11 protein-coding genes and 1 pseudogene are annotated in these 10,089 nt (G+C 64.8%); 9 read left to right on the forward strand and 3 right to left on the reverse strand.

Features of this window, described 5'->3' with window-relative positions; genetic code table 11:
- Positions 1-102: 102 nt before the first annotated feature.
- Both grxD and E4L96_RS22620 read left to right on the forward strand, forming a co-directional pair.
- Positions 103-420, forward strand: a complete 318-nt coding sequence (grxD, locus tag E4L96_RS22615) for a Grx4 family monothiol glutaredoxin (RefSeq protein ID WP_135209485.1) — start codon at positions 103-105, stop codon at positions 418-420.
- Positions 410-1,030 (forward strand): UbiX family flavin prenyltransferase, encoded by a 621-nt coding sequence (locus tag E4L96_RS22620; protein ID WP_135209486.1) that lies wholly within the window; start codon positions 410-412, stop codon positions 1,028-1,030. Before grxD ends, E4L96_RS22620 begins: the two co-directional genes overlap by 11 nt.
- Before the next feature lie 16 nt (positions 1,031-1,046).
- On the opposite strand, the gene E4L96_RS23935 is transcribed toward E4L96_RS22620, so the two are convergent.
- The 3 genes from E4L96_RS23935 to E4L96_RS22630 all read right to left on the reverse strand — a co-directional run bounded on the left by E4L96_RS23935 (position 1,047) and on the right by E4L96_RS22630 (position 3,087).
- Positions 1,047-1,217, reverse strand: coding sequence for a hypothetical protein (locus E4L96_RS23935; RefSeq protein WP_167758776.1), 171 nt, complete (start codon positions 1,215-1,217; stop codon positions 1,047-1,049).
- A 153-nt stretch (positions 1,218-1,370) separates the two neighbouring features.
- The gene (locus tag E4L96_RS22625; RefSeq protein ID WP_135209487.1) at positions 1,371-1,778 is read right to left on the reverse strand and encodes a hypothetical protein; all 408 of its coding nucleotides are present in this window, start codon (positions 1,776-1,778) and stop codon (positions 1,371-1,373) included.
- Positions 1,779-2,040: 262 nt separating this feature from the next.
- Positions 2,041-3,087, reverse strand: coding sequence for an MBL fold metallo-hydrolase (locus E4L96_RS22630; RefSeq protein ID WP_135209488.1), 1,047 nt, complete (start codon positions 3,085-3,087; stop codon positions 2,041-2,043).
- An 85-nt stretch (positions 3,088-3,172) separates the two neighbouring features.
- On the opposite strand from E4L96_RS22630, the gene E4L96_RS22635 reads away from it, so the two are divergent.
- From E4L96_RS22635 to E4L96_RS22665, 7 genes and pseudogenes are all read left to right on the forward strand, one after another.
- Positions 3,173-3,577: a MerR family transcriptional regulator gene (locus E4L96_RS22635; RefSeq protein WP_135209489.1), complete on the forward strand. Its 405-nt coding sequence runs from the start codon at positions 3,173-3,175 to the stop codon at positions 3,575-3,577.
- A gap of 95 nt (positions 3,578-3,672) precedes the next feature.
- Positions 3,673-4,857, forward strand: a complete 1,185-nt coding sequence (locus tag E4L96_RS22640; RefSeq protein ID WP_135209490.1) for an isovaleryl-CoA dehydrogenase — start codon at positions 3,673-3,675, stop codon at positions 4,855-4,857.
- Between the two features lie 52 nt (positions 4,858-4,909).
- Positions 4,910-6,736, forward strand: a complete 1,827-nt coding sequence (gene aceK, locus E4L96_RS22645; RefSeq protein WP_135209491.1) for a bifunctional isocitrate dehydrogenase kinase/phosphatase — start codon at positions 4,910-4,912, stop codon at positions 6,734-6,736.
- Entirely contained in the window at positions 6,729-7,928 is a 1,200-nt protein-coding gene (locus tag E4L96_RS22650; RefSeq protein WP_135209492.1) for an acetyl-CoA C-acetyltransferase, read from the forward strand. Before aceK ends, E4L96_RS22650 begins: the two co-directional genes overlap by 8 nt.
- Positions 7,929-7,987: 59 nt before the next feature.
- Positions 7,988-8,656 (forward strand): SDR family oxidoreductase, encoded by a 669-nt coding sequence (locus E4L96_RS22655; RefSeq protein WP_135209493.1) that lies wholly within the window; start codon positions 7,988-7,990, stop codon positions 8,654-8,656.
- A 32-nt stretch (positions 8,657-8,688) separates the two neighbouring features.
- A complete protein-coding gene (locus E4L96_RS22660; protein ID WP_135209494.1) occupies positions 8,689-9,816 on the forward strand; it encodes an acyl-CoA dehydrogenase family protein in 1,128 nt (375 codons plus the stop codon).
- A gap of 20 nt (positions 9,817-9,836) precedes the next feature.
- Positions 9,837-10,089: pseudogene (locus tag E4L96_RS22665) on the forward strand (GNAT family N-acetyltransferase); the annotation flags it as partial.

The following is a 10,089-nucleotide window of genomic DNA, read 5'->3' on the forward strand; positions in this document are numbered from 1 at the left end:
GACATATTAGCAAGACCTTAAACAAAGTCAAGCCCCCGGCGGCAACACGGGAATTCTTATAGAATGCGGGGATCGAAACATTCCACCTGTAGAGGCAGAAACATGACTTCCGACGTACAAAACTGGATCCGCGAGACCGTGACCAACACCCCGGTGGTGCTGTTCATGAAGGGCACCGCGCAGTTCCCGCAATGCGGCTTCTCCGGCCGCGCCATCCAGATCCTGAAGGCCTGCGGCGTCGAGAACATCGCGACCGTAAACGTGCTGGAAGATGCGGAAGTGCGCCAGGGCATCAAGGAATACTCGAACTGGCCGACCATCCCCCAGCTCTACGTGCGCGGCGAGTTCATCGGCGGTTCGGACATCATGAGCGAGATGTACGAGTCGGGCGAACTGAAAACCCTGCTGAATGGCGGCTGAAACGCCTGCTGAATCGGTACAGCGCCTGGTCGTCGCCATCACCGGTGCGACCGGCGCGGTCTATGGCGTGCGGCTGCTGGAGCACCTGCGCGCCATAAGCCAGGACGGCGCGGGCCTCGAGACCCATCTGGTGCTCTCCGACGCCGCAGTCCTCACCCTGCACCAGGAAACCGGCCTGTCGCGCAAGGACGTGGAAGCGCTGGCCGACGTGGTGCACCGCAACCGCGACATCGGCGCCTCCATCGCCAGCGGTTCCTTCCTCTCCAGCGGCATGATCGTCGCGCCCTGCTCCATGAAGACGCTGGCCGCGGTGGCCCACGGCCTCTCGGACAGCCTGATCGCGCGCGCGGCCGACGTGGTGCTCAAGGAGCGCCGCAAGCTGGTGCTGATGGTGCGCGAGACGCCACTGAACCTGGCGCACCTGCGCAATATGACGGCCGTGACCGAGATGGGCGGCATCGTGTTCCCGCCCCTGCCCAGCTTCTACAACAAGCCGGCCAGCATCGGCGAGATGGTCGACCACACGGTCGCGCGCGTGCTGGACCTGTACGGCCTGCCGCACACGCTGGCGCCGCGCTGGGGCGGCCTGAAAAACGACGACGGCGCCTGACGCGCCGTTTCGTGACCTACCTTTTATCGAGTTGCCATCCAATGGCGCGCTTGAGATCGCGCGCCTCTTCCACCTTGCGCCGCTGCTCGATCCGCTTGCGCATCACTTGCGCGTGCTGTTCGGCGGTCATCGGGGGCGCTGTCATCAGGTCTTTCAACTGCGCGGCATTGCTGTAGTTGCTCTTCATAAGGCGGGTATTCCTTAGGATCGGTGGTGCATGCGCCGGCGGGGGTGCTGCCGACGGTCTATCTTTGCACCGTTTGGTCCGCTATGCAATGCCGAAAATGCCACGCGAAAAAAAAGCGCGGACCTGCCGCGCCGCTGGTGACAATGTCACGCCTTACTTCTGGTAGTTCATGCGCACCAGCATGCGGATGAACTCGCGCGCGATCTGGCGGTGGTGTTCGTCCAGCCGCTGCAGGTCGGCGATCAGCTTCACGTCAGCCGATTCGAAGCGTGCATTGCTGGCGCCTTCGCCGCTGCCGTTGGGCGCATGCTCGGAGCCGCCGAAGCGCAGCCACTCAGCGGGCACGCCCAGCCATTGGGCGATCATCCGCAGCTTTTCCTGGGTGGGGATGGCCTCGCCGACCAGCCATTTCCGAGCCGCGTGGACGGTGATCGGGCGGCCCTCAAAACGAATGTTAAATTCGCGGGCCAGACGGGTGGGGCTATCGGGGGAATAATGCGCGTTTCGGAGAGCCTGTTGCAGGCGTTCGCTGAAGCTTTCCCGTTCGTTCGAAGAATTCATGAATGCACTATTTCACGCTGTGACATGAAAGTCAGTCTCTGTATTGCTGAGACCATGTGTGACTGACAAGCCAACCTATATTTGACACTTGATGGAAATGGCAAGCTTTCTGGCCGCCCCGCCTCCAAGGCAGGAAAACCTTTAAATGTCATATCCATTACCTGCAGCCATTTTACAGTTTTAGCGCATTCTTGGCTGTAAATCTGCTTTTCTGGTACCAGTCTAGAAGGAACCGTCAGGAACTGCCGCACTGTACAAATAATCAACTTGCTGCAAATCGCACGACACCGTCAGGTCCGGTCATTCGTTGCAGCTTGGCATCGAAAAAGAGACAGTTGAGGTGGGCCAGCGCCTCCCCGAGGGCAAAGCTGAGCTGGTGGCTATCCAGGGGGCGGCGGAACATGACGGGGACGATCTCGGCCGCGGTGCGCGGCGTGCTGCAGGCGGCCAGCACTTCCTCCAGCCGCGCGGCGTGGTGCGCACGCAGCTGGGCGATGCGGGTGTGCAGCCCGCGGAAGGGGCGGCCGTGGGCCGGCAGGACCAGCACGTCGTCCGGCAGAGCGGCAAAGCGGTCCAGCGACTGCAGGTACCAGCGCACCGGGTCGGCCTCCGGCTCGACCGCGAACACCGACACGTTGGTGGAAATGCGCGGCAGGACCATGTCGCCGGAGACCAGCAGGTTCAGGTCCACGCAATACAGGGCCGCATGCTCGGGCGAATGGCCAAAGCCGGTGATCACGCGCCAGCCATGGGCGCCGATGCGGATCTCCTGCCCGTCCTGCAGGCGGGTGTAGGCCTCCGGCACCGCCGGGACCAGCGACGGGTAATAATTGCGGCGCCCGCGCATCTGCTCCAGCAGCACCGGGTCATACAACCCATGGCGCTCGAAGTGCGGCACGGCGGAGGGGCCGTCCACGCCCGGCAGCGCGGCCGCCATCATGCGCGCGAACGCGTATTCGCCGGTGGTCATCACCAGCGGCACCTGGAAGCGCGCGCACAGCCAGTGCGCGAGGCCCACGTGGTCGGGGTGGCAGTGGGTGACCAGCACGCGCTTCAAGCTGGATCCACCGGCCAGCACCACGTCTGCCAGCACCTGCTCCCAGGCGGCGCGCACCTCGGGCCGGTCGACGCCGGTGTCGATCGCCGTCCACCCATCGCCATCGCGCAGCAGCCACAGGTTGATATGGTCGAGCGCGAACGGCAGCGGCATGCGCAGCCAGAACACGTCCGGCGCCACCTCCACCACGCTGCCTCGTTCGGGCAGCTGGTCGCCGAACGGATACAGGAGCTGGGATTCGAGCTGGTTCATGGCGAAGCCTTCGCGCTACAATGCGCTTTACGTTGACGTAAACGGAAAATCCGTTCCAAGCGGACGATTCTAAGCCACCTCACCCATGCGCACCTATACCATCGCCGAACTGGCCCGCGAATTCGACATCACGGCCCGCGCCATCCGCTTCTATGAAGACCAGGGCTTGCTGAGCCCCAGCCGCGAAGGCGTGGGCGGGCGCAACCGCGTCTACAGCGCGCGCGAGCGCACCCGCCTCAAGCTGACCCTGCGCGGCAAGCGGCTGGGCCTCACGCTCTCCGAGATCAAGAGCATCGTCGACATGTACGAGTCGCCCAAGGACACCACCGCCCAGATCGAGCGCTTCCTGGGCGTGCTGGCCCACCAGCGCGAGGTGCTGGAGCAGCAGCGCGAGGACATCGAGGTGACCCTGGCCGAGATCGCCGCCCATGAAGACGAATGCCGCCAGTTGCTGGCCGAAGCCGTCCAGGCCGGCAAAAACGCCGCCTGAGCTTGCCAACGGGCTAGTTGACGTTTACGTTAACGTCACATCTCGCGTATCATCGAACACTTCAACTTGAACGCCCACCTCACTGAGGAGACACCATGCTGCACCTGCCCGGCCTGACTTTCGACCACGGCGAGGACATCGCCGCCCTGCGCGAAGCCGTCCAACAATTCGCGGAGGCCGAAATCGCCCCGCGCGCGGCCGAAATCGACCGCACCGACCAGTTCCCGATGGACCTGTGGCGCAAGATGGGTGAGCTGGGCCTGCTCGGCATCACCGTCTCCGAGGAATACGGCGGCGCCAACATGGGCTACCTGGCGCACATCGTGGCGATGGAAGAAATCTCGCGGGCCTCGGCCTCGGTGGGCCTGTCCTACGGCGCCCACTCCAACCTGTGCGTCAATCAGATCAAGCGCAACGGCACCGAAGCGCAGAAGCAGAAATACCTGCCCAAGCTGATCTCGGGCGAGCACGTGGGCGCGCTGGCGATGTCCGAGCCGAACGCGGGCTCGGACGTGGTCTCGATGAAGCTGCGCGCCGACTTCAAGGGCGACCGCTATGTTCTGAACGGCACCAAGATGTGGATCACCAACGGCCCGGACGCGGACACTCTGGTGGTGTATGCCAAGACCGACCTCGAAGCGGGCCCGCGCGGCATGACCGCCTTCCTGATCGAAAAGGGCTTCAAGGGCTTCTCCATCGCGCAGAAGCTGGACAAGCTGGGCATGCGCGGCTCGCATACGGGAGAACTGGTGTTCCAGGACTGCGAAGTCCCGGCCGAGAACATCCTGGGCGGCGAAGGCAAGGGCGTCAACGTGCTGATGTCGGGCCTGGACTTCGAGCGCACCGTGCTGTCCGGCGGCCCGCTGGGCATCATGAGCGCGTGCATGGACTCCGTGGTGCCCTACGTGCACGAACGCAAGCAGTTCGGCCAGCCGATCGGCGAGTTCCAGCTCATGCAGGGCAAACTGGCGGACATGTACTCCACCATGATGGCCTGCCGCGCCTATGTGTACGCGGTCGGCCAGGCCTGCGACCGTGCGGTGACGCCGGAGCAGGTGCGCGCGCTGCGCAAGGACGCCGCCGGCGCCATCCTGTACTCCGCCGAGAAGGCGACCTGGATGGCCGGCGAGGCGATCCAGGCCCTGGGCGGCAATGGCTATATCAACGAGTATCCGGTGGGCCGTCTCTGGCGCGACGCGAAGCTCTACGAAATCGGCGCGGGCACCAGCGAAATCCGCCGCATGCTGATCGGCCGCGAGCTGTTCGGCGAAACGAAGTAAAGTAGAGGTTTTCCATTGAACGGTGCCGCCCCCGCGGCACCGTGTGCGCCCGATGAACCACGCGTTCCCCAAACTGCTGTCTTCGCAGATCGCGTACGACATCGCGCGCACGATCCTGGACGGCTTCGACAAGCATTACCGCCTGTTCCGCCAGGCCAGCCAGCAGGCGCGCATCCATTTCGAGCGCGGCGACTGGGCGGCCGCGCAGGACGCCCAGGTGGAGCGCATCGACTACTACGACAAGCGCGTGCAGGAGTGCGTCCACATCCTGGAGGACGAGTACGACCCGGGCGAGCTGACGGACGACGTCTGGCGCGAGACCAAGCTGCACTACATCGGCCTGCTCGCGGGCCACAAGCAGCCGGAGCTCGCCGAGACCTTCTTCAACTCGGTGTGCTGCCAGATCCTGCACCGCACCTACTATCACAACGAATACATCTTCGTGCGCCCGGTGGTGTCGACCGAGTACATCGAGACCGACGAGCTGCTGCCCACCTACCGCGTGTACTACCCGCTGGTGGACGGCCTGCGCTTCACCATCAAGCGCATCGTCACCAACTTCCAGCTGCAGACCAAGTTCGCGAACCTGGACCGCGACGTGGAGCAGGTCGAGCAGCGCCTGACCCAGATGTTCGGCCGCGACACCACCATCGAGCCGGACCACCAGATCCACGTGCTGTCGAGCCTCTTCTTCCGCAACAAGGGCGCCTACATCGTCGGCAAGGGCATCAACGGCGGGCGCGAATTCCCGTTCGTGGTAGCGATCCTCCACAACCGCAAGGGCGAGCTGGTACTGGACACGGTGCTGTTCGACCAGGAGCAGATCACCATCCTGTTCTCGTTCACGCGCGCCTACTTCATGGTGGACATGGAGGTGCCCTCGGCCTACGTGCAGTTCCTGCGCACCCTCCTGCCGCGCAAGCCGAAGAGCGAGATCTACACCATCCTCGGCCTGCAGAAGCAGGGCAAGGCGCTGTTCTACCGCGACTACCTGCAGCACCTGAAGCACACCTCCGACCAGTTCGAGATCGCGCCCGGCATCCGCGGACTGGTGATGCTGGTGTTCGCGCTGCCCTCGTTCCCGTATGTGTTCAAGGTGATCAAGGACCACTTCGCGCCGCCCAAGGAGACCACGCGCGCGGACGTCAAGCGCAAGTACCTGCTGGTGAAGCACCACGACCGCGTTGGCCGCATGGCGGACACGCTGGAGTATTCCAACGTGGCCTTCCCGCTGGCGCGCTTTTCCGACGAGCTGCTGGCCGAGCTGCGCGAGCACGCGCCCTCGCTGATCGAGATCGAGGACGAGCAGATCATCGTGCGCCACCTGTACATCGAGCGCCGCATGGTCCCGCTCAACATCTTCCTCGCCAACGCGGAGAAGAGCGGCAAGGAGCACCTGCTGGAATATGCCGTGCTTGAATACGGCAACTCGATCAAGGACCTGGTCGCCGCGAACATCTTCCCCGGCGATATGCTGTACAAGAACTTCGGCGTGACCAAGCATGGCCGCGTCGTGTTTTACGACTATGATGAAATCGAGTACCTGACGGACTGCGACTTCCGTGCCATTCCGGCGCCGCGCAACGAGGAAGACGAGATGAGCGCCGAACCCTGGTACCCGGTCGGCAAGCACGACGTCTTCCCCGAGCAGTTCGGCGCCTTCCTGCTCGGGAACCCCAAGATCCGCCAGTACTTCATGAAGCACCACGCCGATCTGCTCGATCCGGCCTGGTGGCAAGCGCACAAACAACGCATCGCGGAGGGCGTTGTTGAAGACGTATTCCCTTATCCGCAACAAGTCCGGTTCTGCTACCAGCAGGCCAACCCTTCTTCGGCGCCTTACACGCCGGCTTATTTGGAGAACCAGCACAATGAATGATCCAGTCGTTATCGTTGGCGCAGCCCGCACCCCCATGGGCGCGTTCCAGGGCGATTTTTCGAGCAAGACCGCGAGCGACCTTGGCGCCGTGGCCATCCAGGCAGCGGTCGAACGCGCGGGGCTCGACCCCAAGCTGGTCGAGCATGTCTACTTCGGTAACTGCCTGATGGCAGGCCAGGGCCAGGCGCCGGCGCGCCAGGCCCTGATCAAGGCCGGGCTGCCGATGTCCACGGGCGCCGTGACCCTCTCCAAGATGTGCGGCTCGGCGATGCAGGCCGCGATCCACGCGCACGACACCCTGGTGGCGGGCAGCGCGGACATCGTGGTGGCGGGCGGCATGGAGTCCATGACCAACGCGCCATACCTGGTCCCGAAGGCGCGCGGCGGCTACCGCATCGGCCACGGCATGCTGTTCGACCACATGATGTACGACGGCCTGGAAGACGCCTACTCGCGTGACGAGAAGACCGGCCAGGGCCGCTCGATGGGCACCTTCGCCGAGGAGTGCGTGGCCAAGTACCAGTTCACCCGCGAGCAGCAGGACGAATTCGCGATCGCCTCCGTCAAGCGCGCGCAGGAAGCCACCAATGAAGGCTACTTCAAGTGGGAGCTGGCGCCGGTGACCGTGTCCGGCCGCGCCGGCGACACCGTGATCGAGAAGGACGAAGGCCCGCTGAAGGCCAAGCCGGAAAAGATCCCGGCGCTGAAGCCCGCCTTCAAGAAGGACGGTTCGATCACCGCCGCCTCGTCCTCGTCGATCAACGACGGCGCGGCCGCGCTGGTCATGATGCGCGAATCCAAGGCCAAGGAACTGGGCCTGACCCCGATCGCGAAGATCGTCGCCCACACCACCCACGCGCAGGAGCCGAACTGGTTCACCACCGCCCCGGTCGGCGCGATGGAGAAGCTGTTCAAGAAGACCGGCTGGAAGGCCGCCGACGTGGACCTCTTCGAGATCAACGAAGCCTTCGCCGCGGTGCCGATGGCCGCGATGCACGACCTGGATATTCCGCACTCGAAAGTCAACATCCACGGCGGCGCCTGCGCGCTGGGCCACCCGATCGGCGCCTCCGGCGCGCGCATCATGGTGACCCTGCTGGGCGCCCTGAAGCGCACCGGCGGCAAGCGCGGTGTCGCTTCGCTGTGCATCGGCGGCGGCGAGGCGACCGCAGTCGCTATCGAAATGCTGTAAGCGTTCCAACCTACGGCGGCGTGCCCTGAAGCCGCCGTTTTACTGCAAGAGGTAAGCAAATGCCCACTGCATTGATCATCGGCGCCTCGCGCGGCATCGGACTGGAACTGGCGCGCCAGTACAAGGCCGATGGCTACCGCGTGATCGCAACTGTGCGCAAGCACGAGGACATCGCGCGCCTGCACGCGCTGGGCGCGGAAGTGCACCAGCTGGACGTGACCAATCCCGAGGCCATCGCAGGCCTGGGCTGGAAGCTCGACGGCGAAAAGCTGGACGTGGCCTTCCTCAACGCGGGCGTGTACGGCCCGCGCCACGACGGTTTTCCCACCACCGAGGACTTCGACGCCGTCATGCACACCAACGTGCTGGCCGCCATGCGCATCCTGCCGATCATTGGGCCGCTGGTGGCCGAAGGGCACGGGCGACTCGGCGTGCTGTCGTCGCGCATGGGCTCCATCGGCTCGCGCACCAGCGCGGGTGGGTCGCTGTACCGGGCCAGCAAGGCGGCGCTGAACTCCGTGCTGATGGATGCGGCGCTGACCTGGGGGCCGCAGGGCGCCATCTGCGTGGCCTTCCACCCAGGCTGGGTCAAGACCGACATGGGCGGCAGCGGGGCGGATATCGCGCCCGAGGTGAGCGTGCATGGCCTGCGCAATACACTGGCCACGCGCAAGGCCGCCGACAACGGCAAATTCTTCAACTACGACGGCTCGCCTATCCCCTGGTAAGCCTGAGCATCTAACGAGACAAAGAGCACCCCATGATCCTGAGCGACGAACACCAGATGATCCGCGACGCCGTGCGCGCTTTTGCGCAGGAGCGTCTGGCGCCCAACGCGGCGCGCTGGGACAAGGAGCACCACTTTCCTGCCGCGGAGCTGAAGGAGCTGGCCGCGCTGGGCGCGTTTGGCGTGGCGGTGCCGGAGGAGCTGGGCGGCGCCGGCATGGATTACCTGTCGCTGGCGCTGGTGCTGGAAGAGATCGCGGCGGGCGATGGTGGCACCTCCACCGTCATCTCGGTCAACAACTGCCCGGTGTGCAGCATCGCCATGATGTATGCGAACGAGGCGCAGAAGCAGCAATGGCTGCGGCCTTTGGCGCAAGGCGAGATGCTGGGCGCCTTCGCGCTCACCGAGCCGCACACGGGCAGCGATGCCTCCGCCCTGCGCACCACCGCCACGCGCGATGGCGACTCCTATGTTTTGAACGGGACCAAGCAGTTCATCACTAGCGGCAAGCACGCGGATGTCGCCATCGTGATGGCGGTGACCGACAAGGCGGCGGGCAAGAAGGGCATCAGCGCGTTCTGGGTGCCGACCAATGCGCCCGGCTACATCGTGGCGGGCATCGAACAGAAAATGGGGCAGCACTCGTCGGACACGGCGCAGATCCTGTTCGACAACTGCCGGATTCCGGCGGCGAATTTGATCGGCGAAGAGGGCATGGGCTACAAGATCGCTTTGTCGGGCCTTGAAGGTGGCCGGATCGGCATTGCCTCGCAGTCGGTGGGCATGGCGCGCGCGGCGTTCGAGGCGGCATTGGCGTATGCGCGCGACCGCGAGTCGTTCGGGCAGCAGATCTTCAATCACCAGTCGGTGCAGTTCAAGCTGTCGGAGATGGCCACCCAGATCGAGGCAGCGCGCCAGCTGATCTGGCATGCGGCTTCGCTGAAGGATGCCGGTCTGCCGTGCCTGAAGGAGGCTGCGATGGCCAAGCTGTTCGCCTCCGAGATGGCGGAGCGGGTGTGCTCGGATGCGATCCAGATCCACGGCGGCTATGGCTATGTGAGCGACTTCCCGGTCGAGCGCATCTACCGCGACGTGCGCGTGTGCCAGATCTACGAAGGCACCTCCGACATCCAGAAAATCCTCATCGCCCGCGCGCTCTGAGCGCGCCGGGCTGTGCGCCGATGATCGCGATTCGCGCCGCGGGCAGCGAAGACTTCTCCGCATTCTTTGCCTACCTGGACGAGCACTTGGCCGGCAATGGGCGCGGCGGGGCGCCCCTGTTCCAGCCTTTGCCGCGCGCGGCATCGTGCTTTCCCGTGGAGCGCCGCGCGTCGTTTGTCGATGGTGCCGGGGCGGCGGTGGGCGACGCCGCTTGGCGGCGCCTGTGGCTGGCGTGGGATGGCGGCCGCATCGCCGGCCACATCGACTTGCGCG

The organism is Zemynaea arenosa (assembly GCF_004614185.1).
GTDB classification, from domain to species: domain Bacteria; phylum Pseudomonadota; class Gammaproteobacteria; order Burkholderiales; family Burkholderiaceae_D; genus Telluria; species Telluria arenosa.

Bases quoted from the DNA above. Each gene is read 5' to 3' on its own strand.
- E4L96_RS22635 (WP_135209489.1), top strand. From the start codon at position 3,173: ATGCGCACCTATACCATCGCCGAACTGGCCCGCGAATTCGACATCACG.
- E4L96_RS22625 (WP_135209487.1), bottom strand. From the start codon at position 1,778: ATGAATTCTTCGAACGAACGGGAAAGCTTCAGCGAACGCCTGCAACAG.
- E4L96_RS22655 (WP_135209493.1), top strand. From the start codon at position 7,988: ATGCCCACTGCATTGATCATCGGCGCCTCGCGCGGCATCGGACTGGAA.
- E4L96_RS22650 (WP_135209492.1), top strand. From the start codon at position 6,729: ATGAATGATCCAGTCGTTATCGTTGGCGCAGCCCGCACCCCCATGGGC.
- grxD (WP_135209485.1), top strand. From the start codon at position 103: ATGACTTCCGACGTACAAAACTGGATCCGCGAGACCGTGACCAACACC.
- aceK (WP_135209491.1), top strand. From the start codon at position 4,910: ATGAACCACGCGTTCCCCAAACTGCTGTCTTCGCAGATCGCGTACGAC.
- E4L96_RS22660 (WP_135209494.1), top strand. From the start codon at position 8,689: ATGATCCTGAGCGACGAACACCAGATGATCCGCGACGCCGTGCGCGCT.
- E4L96_RS22630 (WP_135209488.1), bottom strand. From the start codon at position 3,087: ATGAACCAGCTCGAATCCCAGCTCCTGTATCCGTTCGGCGACCAGCTG.
- E4L96_RS22640 (WP_135209490.1), top strand. From the start codon at position 3,673: ATGCTGCACCTGCCCGGCCTGACTTTCGACCACGGCGAGGACATCGCC.
- E4L96_RS22620 (WP_135209486.1), top strand. From the start codon at position 410: ATGGCGGCTGAAACGCCTGCTGAATCGGTACAGCGCCTGGTCGTCGCC.
- E4L96_RS23935 (WP_167758776.1), bottom strand. From the start codon at position 1,217: ATGAAGAGCAACTACAGCAATGCCGCGCAGTTGAAAGACCTGATGACA.